This window comes from Nonomuraea sp. NPDC049269, assembly GCF_043197155.1.
In the GTDB taxonomy this organism is placed as follows: domain Bacteria; phylum Actinomycetota; class Actinomycetes; order Streptosporangiales; family Streptosporangiaceae; genus Nonomuraea.
In genome coordinates, this window is the sequence record NZ_JBICSO010000007.1 from 330,955 (window position 1) to 349,406 (window position 18,452).

General features: G+C 70.3%; 15 protein-coding genes. 3 read left to right on the top strand and 12 right to left on the bottom strand.

Going from position 1 to position 18,452, the window contains the following annotated elements; translation table 11 throughout:
• Nucleotides 1-70 precede the first annotated feature (70 nt).
• Both ACGFNP_RS37120 and ACGFNP_RS37125 read right to left on the bottom strand, forming a co-directional pair.
• Nucleotides 71-946: a polysaccharide deacetylase gene (locus ACGFNP_RS37120; protein ID WP_393326759.1), complete on the bottom strand. Its 876-nt coding sequence runs from the start codon at nucleotides 944-946 to the stop codon at nucleotides 71-73.
• Between the two features lie 2 nt (nucleotides 947-948).
• The gene (locus tag ACGFNP_RS37125) at nucleotides 949-1,959 is read right to left on the bottom strand and encodes an asparaginase (RefSeq protein ID WP_393326762.1); all 1,011 of its coding nucleotides are present in this window, start codon (nucleotides 1,957-1,959) and stop codon (nucleotides 949-951) included.
• A 149-nt stretch (nucleotides 1,960-2,108) separates the two neighbouring features.
• Between ACGFNP_RS37125 and ACGFNP_RS37130 the strand changes: the two genes are divergently transcribed.
• Entirely contained in the window at nucleotides 2,109-3,143 is a 1,035-nt protein-coding gene (locus ACGFNP_RS37130) for a substrate-binding domain-containing protein (RefSeq protein WP_358317895.1), read from the top strand.
• A 3-nt stretch (nucleotides 3,144-3,146) separates the two neighbouring features.
• Here the strand turns inward: ACGFNP_RS37130 and ACGFNP_RS37135 are convergent, their stop codons facing one another.
• Genes ACGFNP_RS37135 through ACGFNP_RS37155 form a run of 5 tightly spaced genes read right to left on the bottom strand, consistent with a single transcriptional unit; the run spans nucleotide 3,147 to nucleotide 7,571 of the window.
• Nucleotides 3,147-3,911, bottom strand: a complete 765-nt coding sequence (locus ACGFNP_RS37135) for an amino acid ABC transporter ATP-binding protein (RefSeq protein ID WP_393326765.1) — start codon at nucleotides 3,909-3,911, stop codon at nucleotides 3,147-3,149.
• Nucleotides 3,908-4,855, bottom strand: a complete 948-nt coding sequence (locus tag ACGFNP_RS37140; protein WP_358317893.1) for an amino acid ABC transporter permease — start codon at nucleotides 4,853-4,855, stop codon at nucleotides 3,908-3,910. Before ACGFNP_RS37140 ends, ACGFNP_RS37135 begins: the two co-directional genes overlap by 4 nt.
• Nucleotides 4,852-5,781 carry an ABC transporter substrate-binding protein gene (locus ACGFNP_RS37145; RefSeq protein ID WP_393326767.1) on the bottom strand — a complete coding sequence of 310 codons (930 nt, stop codon included), beginning with the start codon at nucleotides 5,779-5,781 and terminating at the stop codon, nucleotides 4,852-4,854. The genes ACGFNP_RS37140 and ACGFNP_RS37145 overlap by 4 nt, the downstream gene beginning before the upstream one ends.
• Before the next feature lie 15 nt (nucleotides 5,782-5,796).
• Complete coding sequence (locus ACGFNP_RS37150) at nucleotides 5,797-6,633, bottom strand: nitrilase-related carbon-nitrogen hydrolase (protein WP_358317891.1); 837 nt, start codon at nucleotides 6,631-6,633, stop codon at nucleotides 5,797-5,799.
• Nucleotides 6,630-7,571, bottom strand: coding sequence for a hypothetical protein (locus ACGFNP_RS37155; RefSeq protein WP_393326770.1), 942 nt, complete (start codon nucleotides 7,569-7,571; stop codon nucleotides 6,630-6,632). Before ACGFNP_RS37155 ends, ACGFNP_RS37150 begins: the two co-directional genes overlap by 4 nt.
• 94 nt (nucleotides 7,572-7,665) lie before the next feature.
• On the opposite strand from ACGFNP_RS37155, the gene ACGFNP_RS37160 reads away from it, so the two are divergent.
• On the top strand, nucleotides 7,666-9,030 hold the full coding sequence (locus tag ACGFNP_RS37160; RefSeq protein WP_393326773.1) for an aminotransferase class I/II-fold pyridoxal phosphate-dependent enzyme: 1,365 nt from the start codon (nucleotides 7,666-7,668) through the stop codon (nucleotides 9,028-9,030).
• Between the two features lie 25 nt (nucleotides 9,031-9,055).
• Here ACGFNP_RS37160 and pip read toward each other — a convergent pair whose 3' ends face one another.
• The 4 genes from pip to ACGFNP_RS37180 all read right to left on the bottom strand — a co-directional run bounded on the left by pip (nucleotide 9,056) and on the right by ACGFNP_RS37180 (nucleotide 14,615).
• Nucleotides 9,056-10,003, bottom strand: a complete 948-nt coding sequence (pip, locus tag ACGFNP_RS37165; RefSeq protein ID WP_393326776.1) for a prolyl aminopeptidase — start codon at nucleotides 10,001-10,003, stop codon at nucleotides 9,056-9,058.
• 56 nt (nucleotides 10,004-10,059) lie between these two features.
• Nucleotides 10,060-12,957 carry a M36 family metallopeptidase gene (locus ACGFNP_RS37170; protein WP_393326779.1) on the bottom strand — a complete coding sequence of 966 codons (2,898 nt, stop codon included), beginning with the start codon at nucleotides 12,955-12,957 and terminating at the stop codon, nucleotides 10,060-10,062.
• A gap of 135 nt (nucleotides 12,958-13,092) precedes the next feature.
• Nucleotides 13,093-13,929, bottom strand: coding sequence for an amidohydrolase family protein (locus ACGFNP_RS37175; protein WP_393326782.1), 837 nt, complete (start codon nucleotides 13,927-13,929; stop codon nucleotides 13,093-13,095).
• Entirely contained in the window at nucleotides 13,926-14,615 is a 690-nt protein-coding gene (locus ACGFNP_RS37180) for a FadR/GntR family transcriptional regulator (protein ID WP_358317885.1), read from the bottom strand. The genes ACGFNP_RS37175 and ACGFNP_RS37180 overlap by 4 nt, the downstream gene beginning before the upstream one ends.
• A gap of 165 nt (nucleotides 14,616-14,780) precedes the next feature.
• On the opposite strand from ACGFNP_RS37180, the gene ACGFNP_RS37185 reads away from it, so the two are divergent.
• On the top strand, nucleotides 14,781-17,201 hold the full coding sequence (locus ACGFNP_RS37185; RefSeq protein WP_393326785.1) for a glycoside hydrolase N-terminal domain-containing protein: 2,421 nt from the start codon (nucleotides 14,781-14,783) through the stop codon (nucleotides 17,199-17,201).
• 20 nt (nucleotides 17,202-17,221) lie between these two features.
• Here ACGFNP_RS37185 and ACGFNP_RS37190 read toward each other — a convergent pair whose 3' ends face one another.
• Nucleotides 17,222-18,346, bottom strand: coding sequence for an FCD domain-containing protein (locus tag ACGFNP_RS37190; protein ID WP_358317883.1), 1,125 nt, complete (start codon nucleotides 18,344-18,346; stop codon nucleotides 17,222-17,224).
• Between the last annotated feature and the right edge of the window lie 106 nt (nucleotides 18,347-18,452).

Genomic DNA, 18,452 nt, shown 5'->3' on the forward strand with positions numbered 1-18,452 from the left:
TTTCGGAGAAAGAGATGGGGGGCGTTCGCGCGTGCGTCATCGCCGGACCGGCATGAAGGGCGCGGGGCCGTTATCGGGGTGAGCGGGCCTTGAAGTCGTCGGCGATCTCGTCGAAGGTGGCCCAGCTCACACCCTCGTGGCCGTTGATGTACTCGATGAGCCGCTCGTGCATGAGCAGGCTCTGCGGCCGGCCCGAGACGTCGGGGTGGATGGTCATGGTGAAGACCGCGTAGTCCGATTCGCGGTACACCCAGTCGAACTGATCCCGCCACATCTCTTCGAGGTGGCGCGGGTTGACGAAGCCGTGGCTGTTCGGGCTGGCCTTGACGAACATCATCGGCGGGAGGTCGTCGAGATACCAGTTGGCGGGGATCTCCACCAGGTCGGTCTCCTGGCCGCGCTCCAGCGGCTTCATCCACTCGGCCGCCGGGCGGGAGTAGTCGATCTTCGTCCAGGAGTCCCCGACCCGGACGTAGTACGGGGTGAAGTCGTTGTGCATGAGCGAGTGGTCGTACTTGATGCCCCGCTCCAGCAGGAGCTCGTTGGTGACGGGCGAGAACTCCCACCACGGGGCGACATAGCCGGTCGGCCTGCTGCCGGAGTACTTCTCGACCAGGTCGATGCAGTGGTCGAGGATCGCGCTCTCCTGGTCGCGGCTCATCGCGATCGGGTTCTCGTGCGAGTAGCCGTGCACGCCGACCTCGTGACCGCCGGCCACGACCATGCGGGTCTGGTCGGGGAAGGTCTCGATGGAGTGGCCGGGGATGAACCAGGTGGTCCGCAGGTCGTACTTCTCGAACAGGCGGAGCAGCCGCGGGACGCCGACCTCGCCGGCGAACAGCCCGCGCGAGATGTCGCACGGCGAGTCCTCCCCGCCGTACGAACCCAGCCAGCCCGCGACGGCGTCGACGTCCACGCCGTACGCGACGAGAATCTCCTTGGGCATGGTCATTTCGTCCTTTCGATCGGAGTGGGGTTCCAGGTCCGCGAGCGCAGCTCCGCGCGTACGCGGACCGGATCCCGGTGGCAGCCGAGCAGCGCGCTGAGCAGGACGCGGGCCTGCGGTGAGCGCAGGGTTCCGGTGGGGATGGCACCGGCCTCGACGAGATCCGCGCCGCCGCCGTTGCCGTACAGGGCGGCGACGGGCCCGGCGTCGACCCGGGTGGACAGGGCGACGACGACGCCGGCCTCGGTGATCCGGGCCACCTCGTCCCTGATCCGGGGGTTGGCGTTGCCGGCCCCCAGCGCCTGGAGGACGACCCCGGTGGCGCCCGCCTCGACCACCGCGCGCAGCGCGGCCTCGTCGCAGCCCGGGTACAGGGCCACGATGTCGGTACGGACTCCGTCGAGGTCGAACGCGTCCAGGTCGAGCGGCTTCGCCCGGGCGGGCGTCATGAGGATGTTCACCTGGCCGTCGCGTACGCGCCCCAGCGGCCCGCTGTCCGGCGCGGAGAACGCCGACGAGGCCAGCGTGTGGGTCTTGCGGGTGCCGGAGGCGGCGAAGATCTGGCCGTCGAAGCCGATCAGCACGCCCAGCCCGCAGGCCCTGCCGCCGGCCGCCACCGCGATCGCGTCGGCGAGGTTGCGCGGGCCGTCGCCGTCCGCCGCGTCGGCCGGCAGTTGCGCGCCCGTGAACACGACCGGCCGGGGATCGTCGTGGAACAGATCGGCGAGGTAGGCGGTCTCCTCCATGCCGTCGGTCCCGTGGGTGACGACCACGCCGAGCACGTCCGGGTCGGTGAGCGCCTCGCGGGCCCGCACCGCGACCTCGCGCATGTCCGCGAGCGTGAACAGGTAGCTGCCCGCGCACAGCACGTCCATCCCGTCCAGTTCCACCCCGGGATCGACCGGGAGGCGCCCGAGAAGCTCGCGCACCCGGTCCTGGGCGAGACCCACTCCTTGCCCGTCGCGACGGGTGGCGATGGTCCCTCCCGTGGACAGGACGATGACCTTGGACACTCCCTGGCCTCCTCATTACCCAAACGTTTGCGCCAAACGTTTGGTAGCATCTGACCTGCGCCTACGAGATGTCAAGAACTTCACGTTAAAATCAAGAAAACCCAGCCAGCGGAAGCCGAGGGACATTGGCTGCGAAGAGGGCGCGACCGGTGACGCTGCAGATGATCGCCGACCAGCTCGGCCTGCACGTCTCCACGGTGTCGCGAGTGCTACACGCGAAGCCCGGCGAAGGGCTGAGAGCCGCGTCGAGCCCCACCGTCGAGCGCGTGCGCAAGCTCGCCGACGAGCTCGGCTACCAGCGCAATCCCCATGCGATGAGCCTGCGCACCCAGCGGAGCAACCTGATCGGCGTGCTGGTCCCCCGGCTGTCCGACGTGGTGCTGGCGACCATCTACGAGGGCATCGAGGAGGCCGCAGCCGAGCTGGGCCTGTCGACGTTCGTCATCAACACGCGCGATCAGCCCGACGTCCAGCGCGCCCGGACGGAGATGGTCCTCGGCCGGCGCGTCGACGGCATGATCTTCGGCGACGCGCACGCGGATTCCGGCTTCCTGGACGAGGTCGCCGCGCGCGGCGTCCCGTTCACCCTGGTCAACCGGCGGGCGGGGCAGCATCCTGCGGTCGTCTGCGACGACTATCTCGGCGGCCGGATGGCGGCGGAGCACCTGCTGGAGCTCGGGCACGAGGAGGTGGCGATCGTCGCCGGCGAGCCGTACGCGAGCACCGGCATCGACCGCACCGGCGGCTTCGTCGAGAGATTCCGCGAGGCCGGGCTGCGGATCCCCGGCCACCGGATCGTGCATTCACGCTTCGACGCGCGAGGCGGTCGCGAGGGGACCGAACGTCTCCTCGCGACGGGCCCGCTTCCGTCAGCGCTCTTCGTGGTGAACGACTTCGGCGCCATCGGCACGATCGGCGCGCTGCGCGACCACGGGCTACGGGTCGGCGCCGACATCGCGGTCGTGGGCTTCAACGACACGCCGCTCGCCGCCGAGCTGCCGGTCCCGCTCACCTCGGTCCGCTCGCCCATGCACGAGATGGGCCGCCGCGGGCTTCACCAGCTCGTACGCGTCCTCGAAGGCGAGCCAGGCGAGACCGAGCTGCTGCGTCCGGAGCTCATCGTCCGCGCGTCGAGCGACCCGGAGCTGTACGCCGGCCTCATGCGGAAGATGGCCACGACCTGAGAGCTAGAGGACCTTGCTGAGGAAGGCTCGGGTCCGGGGGTTCTGCGGGTTGTCGAGCACCTCCGCGGGCGGCCCGGCCTCCACGATGACGCCGCCGTCCATGAACACCACGCGGTCGGCCACCTCGCGGGCGAATCCGACCTCATGGGTGACGACGATCATGGTGAGGCCGTCGTTGGCCAGGCCCTTCATGGTGGCGAGCACTTCGCCCACGAGCTCGGGATCCAGCGCGCTGGTCGGCTCGTCGAAGAGCATCAGCTTGGGCTCCATGGCCAGCGCGCGGGCGATGGCGACGCGCTGCTGCTGCCCGCCGGAGAGCTGACGGGGGTAGCTGTTCGTCTTGTCCGCCAGGCCCACCCGCTCCAGCAGGGCGAGCGCGCGGGCACGGGCCTTCGCGCGTGATTCGCGGCGTACGCCGACGGGCGCCTCCATGATGTTCTGCACCACGGTGAAGTGCGGGAACAGGTTGAACTGCTGGAAGACCATGCCGATCTCCCGGCGCTGGCGGGTGATGTCCCGATCGCCCAGGTGGTGCACCCGGCCGCCGGAGTCACGGAAGCCGATCAGCTCGCCGTCGACGTGGATGGCGCCGCCCTCGATGGTCTCCAGGTGGTTGACGCACCGCAGGAACGTCGACTTGCCCGACCCGGAGGGGCCGAGGATGACGACGACCTCGCCCCGCTCGACGGTCAGGTCGATGCCTTTGAGCACCTCCAGATGGCCGAAGCTCTTGCGTACGGCCCGGGCGTGCACCATGGGCATGCTCATGATGGCGTCTCCTCGCGGGTCGGGGCCGGCGCGGCCTGCCGCCGCCGGAACATCAGGAAGCTCCAGAAGCTCTGGGGCGCGTTCCGCGTGGCGCCGCGCGCGTAGTGGCGTTCGATGAAGGACTGGCCCACGTACAGGATCGACGTGATCACCAGATACCAGACGCAGGCCACGATCAGCAGCGGGATGGTCTGGAAGGTGCGGTTGTAGATCGCCTGCACGGTGTACAGCAGGTCGGCGAGGGCGATGACGCTGACCAGCGAGGTGGCCTTCAGCATGCTGATGACCTGGCTACCGGTCGGCGGCACGATGAACCGCATCGCCTGCGGCAGGATGATCCGCCGGAACGTGCGCCCGCGGCTCATGCCGAGCGCCGACGCGGCCTCGGTCTGGCCGGGGTCGACGGACATCAGGCCGCCACGGATGATCTCCGCCATGTACGCGGCCTCGTTGAGCCCGAGACCGAGGATGGCGGCGAGCAGCGGCGTGATCAGCTTGTTGGTGTCGGCCGTGAGGAACTCCGGGCCGAACGGGATGCCGAACGAGATCTGCGGCATCAGGGCGGATAGATTGTACCAGAGCACGAGCTGCACCAGCACCGGCGTACCACGGAAGAACCAGACGTAGAGCCCGGAGACGATCCGCGCGATCGGGTTCTGGGAGAGCCGCCCCATCGCGACCAGCACCCCGCCGATCACGCCGACGGCCATGGCGATCACGGTCAGGTAGAGCGTGGTGATGATGCCCGCCCCGATGACCTGGGCGTTGAAGTAGCGGGCGACCACGTCCCACTTGAAGTTGGGGTTGGTGACCAGCAGGTTCACCAGCTGGGCGGCCAGGATCAGCAGGATGATCGAGGCCACCCAGCGCAGCGGGTGCCGCGTCCGCGCCGCCCCCGCGACGTCCACCTCGGGGGGCGAGTGCCGCTCGGTGGCGGTCGTCACTGCTTCGCCAGGTTCACGCCGGCCTGCTTCAGCATGTTTCCGTTGGTTCCCCATTTCGTCATGACCTTCTCGTACGTCCCGTCGTCGATCAGCTTCTGGAGGCCGTCCTTGAGCACGTCACGCAGCGGCGAGTCCTTGGCCACGACGGCCCCCTGGTACAGGGTGTCGAATCCGTTGGCCTGGCCGGTACCCGCCAGCTCCAGCTCGCCACCCGACTGCTTCACGAAGTACGTCAGAGGGGCCTGCGAGGAGAAGAAGCCGTCGGCCCGGTTGGAGCGGACCGCGAGGATCGAGGTGGGCTGGTCCTTGTAGGACTGGACCTCGACCTTCTTCTTGCCGTCCTTGACGCAGGTGTCGGACTGCGCCTTGATCACCTTCTCGGCCGACCCGCCGGCCATCACGGAGATCCGCAGCCCGCAGGTGTCGGCGATCGACTGGATCTTCTTCGGGTTGCCCTTCGGCACGGCGAAGACGACGAACTCCTGCACCCAGTCGACGAAGTCGTTGGAGACCTGGCGGTCGGGGAAGTCGCCCACCGGCCCGAGGGCCAGGTCGTAGCGGCCGGCCGCGATGCCGGTGAGCTGGCTGGGCAGCCCGTCCACGGTCACGTGCTCGATCTTGACGCCGAGCAGGCCGCCCAGCTCTTCGGCCAGTTCGGCCGCGGCACCGGTCATGGTCTTGCCGTCGGTGCCGGCGATCTCGTACGGGGGGAACGAACCGTTGTTCACCGAGACCAGCTTGCCCGCGGTCTTCACCTTGTCGGGCAGGCGGTCGAACAGGGCCTGGTCCTTGGCGTGGGTGGCGGCGGCGGGGGCGGAGGAGCTGTCGTCGCCGACGGCGCCCTGGCTCTCCGTGGGGTTGGCGCCGCATCCGGCCAGCAGCAGGGCCCCGGCCATGACGGCTCCTACGGCATGGGTCTTACGCATTACGCGCTCCTTGGGCTATCGAGAGCCGGTTGTGGGACCGGTCGAGGGGGTGATGGGGCGGGGGTCGACTCTGAAACGCCGGTTGGCGAGGACGGGCAGGGCCTGGCGGGCCTGGTCGAGGTCCTCGGCCGAGGCTTCGGACCAGAGCAGACCCGGGGTGTCGCCGCCGAGCCGACCACGGGTGATGCCGAGCGGATCGACGAACATGCTGGCGCCGATGTTGCGGCGGCCGCACTCGCCGGAGGCGGCGACGTAGTAGGTGTTCTCCAGGGCGCGGGCGGTGACCATGACCTCCCAGTGCCACTCCTTGGCGGGTCCACGTACCCAGGCCGCGGGCAGGGCGACCACCTGCGCGCCCTGGTCGGCGAGGAGCCTGGCCATCTCGGGGAAGCGGACGTCGTAGCAGGTCATCATGCCGACCTTCCAGCCGGCGCACTCGATGACGACGGGGTTGTCCGAGCTGGCCAGCACGTTGTCCGACTCGCGCCGGCCGAAGGCGTCGTACAGGTGGAGCTTGCGGTAGATGTCGATGATCTGACCGTCGCGCAGCGCGACCAGCGTGTTGATCACCCGGCCGTCCTCGGCGGGCTGGTGCATGCCGACGATCACCGTGGTGGACGTGCCGCGGGTGCGCTCGGCCAGCCCGGTGACGAACGGCCCGTCGAGCGGCTGGGCCGCCTTGCGGATCCGCACCGGATCGTCCACGAACAGGGCCATCGCGCCTTCCGGGAGCACCAGCAGGTCCGCGTTCCCGGCGACGGCCTCGTCGAAGAGGTCGGCGCAGGACTTCAGGTTGTCCTCCCAGTCCTCGGCTGAGGCGAACTGGCCGATCGCAACGCGAAGATTGTTCATGAGGCGAAGACCTCCTGGGGGTCGATGGAAGCGGGGGCGATCCCCTGGGCGTGCAGTTCCGCGCAGAAGGCCGCGGTCATCGCGGCGTTGGCGGCCGTGCCGTACGGCATCCAGTCCTCGCCGAACACCTCCTGGGTCCTGCTCAGGTCGGCGAGCAGCCACGGGGTGGTGTCGGTCAGGAGGCGCCGCCGCGCCAGCCAGTGCCGCTTGGACCGCTCGAAGAGCTCCTGTACGGCCCCCGGCAGCTCGGGGTGGCGCTCGACGAGCTCGCGCTTGAGCGTCACCAGGTGGATGCCGGGGATGAAGCCGTTGCGGTGGAAGTAGTCGAGTTCGGCCGCGGGGTGGTCGGCCAGGAGGTGACGGAACCGGCTCTCCGGCGTGAAGAAGCCCGCGGGCATGAACGGCGTCATGATCGCGTCGAGCCGTCCGGCGGCGAGCTCCTCCGCCAGCGAGCCGTCGGTCACGCTGACGTTGTCCGGCAGCTTCGCCCCGCCGACGCGGTCCTTGCCCGGCTCGGGCGCGTCCACGGCGCCGACCGTCCACTCGATGCCGGTCAGGTCGACTCCGGCCGCCCGCAGGAGTGCCCGCGTCCAGGTGTTGCCCGAGTCCGGCCAGCCGGTGAGGCCCACGCGGGCCCCCTTCAGCTCGGCGAACTCGCGCAGCTCGCTGTCGCGGCGCACCAGCACGCACCGGTGCCGGAAGCCGCGCATCACGAAGACGGGCAGCCCCACCAGCCGGTCGTCACCCTGGGCCCGGCCGAGGACGTACCTGCTGAAGGAGGTCTCCCCACCGTCCAGCTCCGGCTCGCTCAGCACGTCCGGCGTCATCGCCCGGGAATCGAGATCCAGGTCGAACGCCTCGGACGTCAGCGTCCCCGTCGCGACGGGAACCAGGTGATCCCAGTCGCGGAGACCTAGCCGAATGCGAGGTTTCGTCACAAAAACTCCCCTTAGTCAGGTATTGGGCTGTACCTTATGTTCAGCGAAATCCGCTACACAAGCTGTGCTTTGTTGCTGAACAAAGCTTTGTCCGATGGGAGGTCTCGTGGAGGTGGATCCCGCCTGGCTCGGGCAGCAGGTCCGCGAACCCAGCGCGCGCGGCGTCGCCACCGGTCTGATCGACCTGATCAGGCAGGGCACGCTGCGGCCCGGCGCGCGGCTGCCCACCGTGCGGCGACTGGCCCGCGAGCTGGGCGTCAGCCCGAGCACCATCGCCGAAGCCTGGTCGGAGCTGCGGAAACACCGGATGATCGGCACGGAGGGCCGGCGCGGAACGGTCGTGCTCGGGCCTCCGGGGGTGCCGCACCCCGCACGCTACGAGCGGATCGGCCACTTCGGCAACCGGCTGGCGATCGACCTCGCCATGGCGGCGCCGGACCGGGCGCTCCTCCCACCCCTCGGCGCCGCGCTCGCCGCGGCCTCCTCGAGCGAAAGGCTCAACGACTACACCCGCGAGACGATCACCCCACGCCTGCGGGCCGCTGTCGAGCCTACCTGGCCTTTTCCCGCACAAAGCTGGCTGGCGCTCGGCGGCGGGTACGAAGGGGTCCAGCTCCTCTGCCAGACGACCGCCCTGCCCGGCGACCGCATCGCCATCGAGGAGCCCACGGCGGCCAGGCTGCTGGACATCCTGGAGATGATCGGCGTCGAGTTGGTCCCGGTCGCCTGTGACGAGGAGGGGCCCATCCCGGCCGCGCTCGCCGAAAGCCTGCGCTCCAGCCCGGTGGCGTTCGTCTACCAGCCGCGCGGTCACTCACCGTGCGGCCATGCCGTGCCCGAGGCCCGCTCCGCCGAGCTGGCCCGGCTGCTCGCGCCCACGAACACCCTCATCATCGAGGACGACGGGATCGGCGACCTGTCCGCCGCGCCCCTGAACAGCCTCGGGACGACGCTGCCCGAGCGGACGGTGCTCGTGCGCTCCTACTCCAAGTCGCACGGACCCGACCTCCGGCTCGCGATCATCGGCGGGGCCGCGGACGCCGTGGAACGGGTACGCGTGCTGCGGAGCTTCGGCACCGGCTGGACCAGCCGGATCCTCCAGGACACCCTGGCCCACCTGCTCACCGACCCCGCCACGCAGGCGATCGTGGCAGGGGCCCGCACAGCGTACGCCCGGCGCCGCGCGAGCCTGGCCGCCCTGCTGTCCACCCGTGGTGTGCACACCGGCGGCCGGGACAGCCTCGTGCTGTGGGTGCCCGTCCACGACGAGTCGGAGGCCCTGGTCACGCTGGCCGCGCACGGCATCTCGGCGGCGCCCGGCAGCCGTTATTGGGTACGCCAGGGACGGCCGCACCTCCAGCTGGCCATCGCCGGCCTCACCGAGGAACCGGCCGAACTCGACGAGCTGGCCGACGTGATCGCCTTGGCCGCCAAACGACCGGGCGCCGACCGGCACTAGCGCGGTAACCGTGTGACGCTTGGGCTCAGGTCGCGAAGCCGTCCAGAGCCGCCTTGACCTCCTCGCTCATGGTCTTGCTGCCGGTGTGCCCCGAGTCGTCCACCACGACGAGCCGGGCGTCGGGCCAGCGTTGAGCCAGGTCCCAGGCGGTCTCAAGCGGCGAGCCCAGGTCGAAGCGGCCGTGGAGGAGCACGCCGGGGATCCCGGCAAGTTTGTCCGCCTCGCGCAGCAGGATGCCCTCCTCCAGCCAGGCGGCGTTGGAGAAGTAGTGGGCGCAGATCCGTACGAAGGCCAGGAGGGCGAGGGGCGGCCGGTCGCTGTAGGCGTTCGGCGTGCCGTTGACCTCCATGGAGATCACCGTGTCCTCCCACGCCGTCCAGTCGTGGGCGGCCTTGACGCGGACGGCGGGGTCGGGGTCGGCCATGCGCAGCGCGTAGGCGGCCAGCACGTCGGCGTCGGTCTTGGCCTCGGGGACGCCCTCCCGGAAGCGCTGCCGCTGCTCGGGGAAGTAGCGGCCGACGCCAAAGTAGAGCCAGTCGATCTCGGAGCGGCGGGTCATGGTGACGCCGTTGATCACCATCTCCGAGACTCGTGTGGGGTGCGTCTCGGCGTAGGCGAGCATGAGGGTGGACCCCCATGAGCCGCCGTAGAGCAGCCACCGGTCGACGCCGAGGTGCTCCCGCAGCCGTTCCATGTCGGCGATCAGGTGATGGGTGGTGTTGGTGGTCAGATCGGTGGCCGGGTCACTGGCGTGCGGCAGGCTCCGGCCGCAGTTGCGCTGGTCGAACAGGATGATCCGGTAAAGCTCTGGATCGAAGCGACGCCGCTGTCCCGGCCCGCAGCCCGAACCGGGACCGCCGTGGACGACGAGCGCGGGCTTACCCTGGGGGTTCCCGCAGACTTCCCAGTAGACGAGATGGCCGTCGCCGACGTCGAGATGCCCATGATCATAGGGCTCGATGGGAGGGTACACCGGTCAGAATTTAGTACGGCTCGCGCCCGGTGTGAGCGCGAGCCGTACTACGGGGATCAGAACGAGAACGCCTGGAATTCGGCGGCTCGGGCCTGGTCGCGGGTGGAGCTGGCCGTGGCGCAGTTCGTCGAGGAGTTGGGGTCGGCGTCCTGCTCACCGGCGTACAGCGGGTTGCCGGTGCACTGGGTGGTGAGCGTGCGGAGCATCAGGTGGGTGGCGGTGGTCGTGGGGACGTTGAACGACTTGATGAGCAGGTTCGCACCTCGGGGACGGGGGCGCGCGGTCTTGAACGCGTCCGCGGGGCTGGTGTAGATCTTCCTGAAGTTCGCCGGGTCGGCGCAGTCCTTGGCGCAGGCGAGCACCTCGAAGGAGCGCAGGGCGGTGAACCGGTTCTGCGCGCCGGGGTCGGCCGGGTCGTTGATGTTGGGCCGGAGCATGGCGCTGACCTGGACTCTGCGGATCTTGACGGGGGTGTCGCCCGCCAGGTCCACCGTGACCGACTTGCCGGCCGGCGCCCCGGTGAGTGAGGCCCAGTTCGTGGCCTCGGTCTCGTCGATCAGCTTGGCCTGGTTGACGCCGTCGCCCGAGGCCGTCGCACCGGCCGTGGCCGAGGCGAGGTTGCGGGACAGCGGCAGGGGAAGCGGCAGCTTCGCGCCGCCCAACACCGGGAACTTCAGGCGTGTGTGCCCGAACCCGTTGCCCGCCACCACGAAGTCGTAGAGGCCGGGCGTCATCTCGACGGTGTCGCCGAGCGGTGTCGCCGGGTCGGTGTCGGCGACCGGGACCACCCGTCCCTCGTAGTCGCCCACGTACAGGCGCAGCGCCGCGCCCTTCGCCTCGCCCAGCGGCTTGAGCTGCAGCGAGCCGTTCTTGCCCGCCGGGTTGACGAAGCTGGGCGTCGGGTCGGGGTCGTTCGGGCCGACGCTGGCCGCGTTCGCGCCCAGGCCGTGCTCGGCGAACACGCGCCACATGATGTCCTGGTCCGCGCCGTCGAAGCGCACCGCGTCGGCCGCGAGCAGCGCGTCGCGGTAGTCGACGTAGCTGACCGCGCCCGAGGCCATCAGCAGCAGGGCGTCGAGCGAGAGCTGGGCCCAGCGCCGATTGCCCGGGCACTTGCCGATCGGCGTCCTGCCGTCCGCGCAGGCCCGTTGCTGCTTCGCGGTGCCCTTGCCGTACCGCTTGACGAAGGCGTCCCGCACGTCGAACTGGGTGGCCGACCAGATCTCGCCGTCCGCGTGGACCTGCTGGCCCACCAGGTCGTAGGCGATGTCGCTGTAGTTGAGCGGCGACTTGGACATGTCGTAGTTCCGGATGCCCCGCTCGCGGTCTCCGGTGACGTAGCCGCCCGTGACGTACGGGGTCAGACCCGAGGGGCGGAAGCCGTACTCGAACAGGTACTCCATCGCCATCAGGTCGGAGGTGCTCTCGTTCATCGCGCCGGCCTGGGCGCCGCTCCAGCCGGCGGTCGGGCCGCCGATCATGCGGCCGGAGATGGCATGGGTGTTCTCATGGCCGATGACCGACATGTCGTAGTCGCCGTCCACGCACGGGGAGTAGAACGAGCCCGCGATCGGCTGCCACAGGTACATGTTCGTGATCGGCGCGACCCCGTCAGGGCCGGTGATCTGGTTGGCGTTGTCGCGGACGGTCAGGTCGCGGGCGCCCGCCTGGGCGTTACCCTGCTCGAGGTCGTTGCCGAGGCCGCCGCGGTCGCCGTTGTTCACCTGCATGTTCCACGCGGTCTCGGTGAAGCCGAGGCGATAGGACCAGTCGTGCATCCTGTTGTGCATGGCGTTCAGGTTGGCGATCGCGGCCTCGAGGTCGTTCTCACCGCTCTGGTCGAAGACCGCGGGGTTGCACTTCGCCGTGTACCAGGTGTTCTGCCACGGGTAGGTGTAGTTCCGGCTCGGCGTGAGCACGTTGCTGCGGGTGCCGACCGTGAACGGGTCGGCACTCGCCCGGTTCTCGACGGTCTTCGCGGCGTTGCCGATGCTGGTATTGGTCGAGGTGTTCGTGGCGTGGTCGACGTCCCACGCCTTGCCGGTCGGCGGGTCGCCGCCGGTCACGTAGTCACAGCCGGGAGCCGCCGCGAAGCACCAGGTCTGGCGGGTGTCGGTGGTGGAGTAGTCGTCCGGCGGGTTCGACGGGAACGCCGACCAGTGCGGGTTGTCCGGGTCGAAGTGCTCGACCAGGTTCTCCCGGACCAGGATCGCGCCGCTGACCGCGTCCACGTGTGTGGTGTAGCCCGCCGCCTCGCCTTGACCGCCGATCAGAACGACCTGGTACGCGTTGTGCACCCCGTCGGGTGCCGGTACCGCCACCGCGTTGACCTGCTTGGTGACGGCCGTGGCCAGATCGATGCCGCCGTCCCTGGCCGCGATCTCCAGGGCCCGCTGCGCGGTGATCGTGGCGGCCGGCGGCGCCCCCGTGTCGCGCGACAGCGAGGAGGTGACGTGCCTGATCTTGCCGTCGGCCACGCCGATCGCGACGAGGCCGTCCACACCGGCCGGCAGGTCGCCGAAGCGCTGGCGCAGCAGTACGGCATGGCCCGCGCCGATCGGGTTGACCGCGACCTTCTCCAGGGCGTCGACCGACGCGCCGGACAGGCCGAAGACCCGCTCGTTGTTCTTGAGATAGGCGCGTGCGGCCTGCTCGGGGTCGGCGCCCAGCCCTTCGGCCAGAGGCGCGGCGCTGGTGATGGCGGCCGGGGTGCCCAGCGCGTTCCAGCGGATCTCGGCCGCCGCGCCCGCGCTCCGTGCGTTGACCCCGACCGGCGGCGGGACTCTGCCTTGCCGGTTGTCCAGGTCGGGCTTGCCGGGCTCGCCGTCCTGAACGTCTTGGACCTGGGGAGCCGTGCCGCCCGGTGCACTCCGGGCGGCTCCGGTGAGGGGTAGAGAGGACGCCGCGATGGCGAGGACGACGACAGTGCTGCGTAACCAGGGTCTGGTTGACACCTTTCCTCCTGCACGCCAGGGACTTGCGCGATCAGGTCCCGCGCCTCCGCAAGAGTTAACACTGGTTTTATGAGCTGACAAGATCTTGTAAAGCCTGCTATATCGGCGTATGGGGGATATAAATGGCGGCCTGCGTCAGTGCTCCCCCAGCCGGTACGCCCGGCGTGCCGTACCGCCGAAGACGTCCGCCCGCTCCCCCGCCGACAGGCCCGCGCACAGCTCGTCCGCCGCCGACACGACCCGCTCGTAATCGGCCGCCAGCAGGCAGACCGGCCAGTCCGACCCGAACATCACCCGCTCCGGCCCGAACGCCGCCAGCACGGTCTCCGCGTACGGCCGCAGGTCGGCCACCCGCCAGGACGCCCAGTCGGCCTCGGTGACCATCCCGGACAGTTTGCAGTACACGTTGGGGTGTCCGGCCAGCTCCCGGATCCTGCTCACCCACGGTTCGAGCTCCCCCGAGGCGATCGGCGGCTTGGCCAGGTGATCGAGGACGAACGTCAGCTCGGGCATGGCGGCCACCGTGTCGATGGCGGCGGGCAGCTGACGCGGCAGCGTGAGCAGGTCGTAGGCCAGACCCGCCGCGGCGACGGCGGCCAGCCCGCGGCGGACGTCCGGGCGGGTGAGCCAGCCGGGGTCGGGTTCGGCCTGCACGCCGTGCCGGACGCCCACCAGTCCGCCGGGCAGTCCGGCCAGCGTCTCGGCTGCGGCGGGCGAGGTGAGGTCGATCCAGCCCACGACGCCCGCCACCAGGTCGGACTCCGCGGCCAGCGCCAGGAACTCCACGGTCTCCGCCAGGTCGGGCAGCACCTGTACCAGCACACTCCCACTCACCCCGGCCGCGGCCGCGTGCCCGGCGAGCCGGTCGAGGGTGAACGTGCGACGGATGGGTGCCAGCTTCTCGGCATCGAGCCAGGCGTGGGGTCGGACGGCGAGGTCCCAGACGTGGTGGTGCGCGTCCAAGCGGGTCATGTCGACTCGGCGGCGAGGACGAGGCGGAACCAGCTCTCGGTCGTGCTGATGTGCATCAGCGCCGCGGCCTGGGCCAGCGGGGCGTCCCGCGCGGCGAGCGCGTCGTAGATCGCCTCGTGCTCGGCCAGCGTACGGCCGGCGCTGCCCGCCACCACGGTCCCGCGCCACACGCGCATCCGCATCGTCCGGCCGGAGATGCCGTCGAGCAGCGTGCACAGCGTCTCATTCCCGGTCGCGGCCACCACCGCGCGGTGGAAGGCGGCGTCGAAGTGGTTGAGCTTCTCCACGTCGTCACTGACCTCCCGCATGGCCGCCAACTGCTCGCCGATGACCGCGAGCTGAGCGTCGGACACCCGAGTGGCGGCCAGCGCCGTCGCGACCGGCTCGAACAGCCGCCGGGTCTCGATGACCTCCATGAGCGTGTCGTCGCGCAGCAGCTCAATGGCGATCCCGAGCCCTTCGAGCAGCAGCCCCGGCTCCAGGCTGGTGACGTACGTGCCGTCGCCCCTGCGCACGTCGAGGACGCGCGCCACGACCAGCGCCTTGACCGCCTCGCGCAGCGGGTTGCGTGAGACGCCGAGCTGGGCGGCGAGCTGCGGTTCCGGCGGCAGCCGGGATCCCGGGGGGAGCTCTCCGGACCGGATGAGCTGCCGGATCCGGGCGATGGCCTCGTCGGTCAGGGACATCTGATCCTCTCCGCCGGAGATCGTTCGCAGGCTGGAATCTAACAAACATCCCATGTTCTGGCCAGCCCACTGCGCCAGACGTGGGGGACTGGACAAAAGATCCCAATCGAGCGTACTAATACATCCCACGTCCGCCTTAACCTCCGCGCAACAAGAGGAGTAATGGTGACCCACGGCTACACACGCAGGGGCGTGCTCACGACCGGGCTGGGAGCCGCGGCCGGTTCCCTGCTCACGAGCGGCCTCGCCGCGGATCCGGCGCTGGCCGCCCGGTCCGCGCCGGACGACAATCCCCTCACTCTCTGGTACGGCAAGCCGGCCGCTGCCTGGCTGGAGGCGTTACCCGTCGGCTGCGGGCGGCTCGGCGCCATGGTCTTCGGCGGCGTGGCCACAGAACGCCTGCAGCTCAACGAGGACAGCATCTGGGCCGGCGGCCCGCACGTCTACGACAGCCCCGAGGCGCTGGCCGCGCTCCCGCAGATCAGGCAGCTGGTCTGGGAGGACAAGTGGCAGGCGGCGCAGAACCTGGCGGACCAGAAGTTCCTCGGCCGGCCCAGCGAACAGGCCCCCTACCAGGTGCTCGGCGACCTGGCGCTGACGTTCCCCGGTTCCGCCGAGTTCACCGAATACCGCCGCGAGCTCGACCTGACCCGCGCCGTCACCACGGTGACCTACGTCCGCGACGGCGTCCGCCATACTCGCGAGGTCTTCGCCAGCAACCCCGACCAGGTGATCGTGGTCCGCCACGCGGCCGACAAACCGGGCGCGGTGACGTTCCAGGCGGCCTTCTCCAGCGCGCAGAGCTCGACCACGGCCGCGGCCGGCAAGGCCACGATCGCGCTCAACGGGGTCAGCGGCGACACCCAGGGCATGAAGGGCGAGGTCCGTTTCCAGGCCCTGGCCAGGGCCGAGGCGAAGGGCGGCACGGTCCGCACCGACGGTGGCACGCTGATCGTGGAGGGCGCCGACGAGGTCACGCTGCTGATCTCGATGGGTTCGAGCTACCGGAGCTTCAAGGACGTCGGCGGCGACCCCGCCCAGGTGGCGGAGCGGCATCTGGGGCGGGCGAGCGGGCGGCCGTACGAGGTGCTGCTGCGCAAGCACGTACGGGACTACCAGCGGCTTTTCGGCCGGGTGGCGATCGATCTGGGCAGCTCGGAGGCGGTCGCGCTGCCGACCGACGAGCGCATCGCCCGCAAGCAGCTCGACACCGATCCGCAGCTCGCCGCCCTGTACTTCCAGTTCGGCCGCTACTTGCTGATCTCCAGCTCCCGCTCGCCCGGCTACGCCGCCAACCTTCAGGGCGTCTGGAACGACTCGCTCACCCCCGCCTGGGAGTCGAAGTACACCATCAACATCAACTGCGAGATGAACTACTGGCCGGCCGCGCCGGCCAACCTCACCGAGTGCATGGAGCCGCTGTTCGACCTGATCAAGGACCTGGCCGAGTCGGGGGCCAGGACCGCCAGGACCCAGTACGGCGCGGGTGGCTGGGTGGCGCACCACAACACCGACGGCTGGCGCGGAACCGCGCCCGTCGACTTCGCCTTCTACGGCGTGTGGCCGAGCGGCGGCGCGTGGCTCTGCCTGACGCTGTGGGAGCACTACCTCTACACGGGTGACGAACGGCGGCTGCGCGAGCACTTCCCGCTGATCAAAGGCTCGGTCGAGTTCTTCCTGGACACGCTGCAGACCGACCCCAGGACCGGCTACCTGGTGACCAACCCCTCGCACTCCCCCGAGGTGGGCCACCACGAGGACGGCGGCGAGAACGTCAGCATCTGCGCGGGCCCGACTATGGACATGCAGATCCTGCGGGACCTGTTCGGCGCGTTCGAGGAGGCTTCGACGATCCTGCGACTGGCGGAGGACATGCGGGAGCGGGCCAAGCAGGCCCGGGCCCGGCTGGTGCCCACCCAGGTGGGTCACCTCGGCCAGATCCAGGAGTGGCAGGAGGACTACCGGGGCGACGCGGCGTTGTCGCGCAGCCGGCACATCTCGCACCTGTGGGGCCTGTTCCCGAGCCACCAGATCGACCCGCGCCTGACTCCCGACCTGGCCACGGCGGCCCGCCGGACGCTGGAGCTGCGGGGCGAGGCGGGGGCTGGTTGGTCGCTCGCCTGGAAGATCAATTTCTGGGCCCGGCTGCTGGACGCGCCGGAGGCGTACAAGCGGCTGAGCAACCTGCTGCTGCCCGCCCGTACGGCGCCCAACATGTTCGACCTGCATCCGCCGTTCCAGATCGACGGCAATTTCGGCGGGACCTCGGGGATCACCGAGATGCTGCTGCAGAGCCACGGCGACCAGGTGCATCTGCTGCCGGCGCTCCCCGCTGCCTGGCCGGCGGGGTCGTTCAGCGGGCTGCGGGCTCGGGGCGGCTTCGAGATCGACCTGGAGTGGAGCGGCGGGGCCGTACTGCGCGGGAGGATCTGCTCGGACCTGGGGCGTAAGCTCACGCTCCGCACCGCGAAGGACGTCACGGTCACCGAGCACGGCAGGCCGGTCAAGGGCGAGCGACCGGAACCGGGGGTGATCATCTTCGACACCCGGCGCGGCGGGGTCTACGACCTGGCCGCGTCCGCCTGAGCGTCCGCCGGGCCGACGTCCTACGCGTCCGCCGGGACGTCGGCCTGGGCATCCGCCGGGACGTCGGCCTGGGCGTCCGCCCGAGGCGGCCGGTTTCGGGGCGGGGTCCGAGAGGATTCGCCACGGGCGTGGGCGGCGAACAGGCGGGCCGCCTCGTCCGGGTCGCCGGCGGCCAGCGTCGCCGCCAGGTCGTCGTGGTAGTCCGCCATCGCGCCCCAGTCGCCACCGTAGAGCGGGTTGCCGACCACGTGCAGGCTCCACAGGTTGGACTCGATGGTCCGCCACAGCCGCAGCAGGAAGGAGTTGCCGCAGGCGGCGCAGACGCGCCGATGGAAGGCCAGGTCGGCGTCCCTGAACGCGCCGATGTCGCCGTCGCCCGCCGCCTGCCGCATCGCCCGCACGTCGCCCGCGAGCTCCCGCAGTGTCTCGGGCCGGACGCGGGTGGCGGCGCCGCGCGCGGCGTACTCCTCCAGCAGCACCCGGATGTCGCGGACCTCGCGGGCTTGTTCGTCGGAGATCTCCGCGACGTAGCTGCCCCGGTTGGGATAGGAGATGACCAGGCCCTCGTGCGCCAGCCGCTTGATCGCCTCCCTGGCCGGGGCCTGGCTGGTGCCGACCCGGCGGGCGATCTCCGACTCCACCAGCCGCTGCCCGGCCACCAGCTCGCCGGCCACGATCCAGCCGCGCAGCAGCGCGTAGACCCGGTCGGACAACAGCTCCCTGGGCATCAGCCGGGCCGTGGGCGGCGTGACCTGCTGCTCCTGCCAGATTCGGGCGACCGTGGACTGTGAGAGGCCAAGCTGCTTGGCCATCGTACGGGTGGACGGCACGGCCGACCCGGTGACCGCGGCCGCGATCACCCGCTCGGCCTCCTGCCGCTCCGCGGTGCGCGGGCGGCCGGGGCGCGGTGCGTCCGCCAGGCCGTCGAGGCCGCGTTCGACGAACCGGTCACGCCACTTGGTCACGGTCGCGGGGCTCACCGCCAGCCGGGTCGCGATCTCGTTGCGGGGCAGACCGTCGGCGCAGGCGAGCACGATGCGGCTGCGCAGGCGCAGGCTTTCGCCGCCGCCCTCCGCCCATGTCCGCAGGGCGGCGAGCTCCTCCGCGCCCAGCACCAGCCGCTTGCCGTCCTCGCGTCCCGCCATCCGCCCATCCTAACGTATTTATGACTCAGGCAACCCGCTGGAAACCTATTTACGTGGCCCTTGACGAGCCTACGTGACCTACGTATTAAATAATCGTTAATCGAGT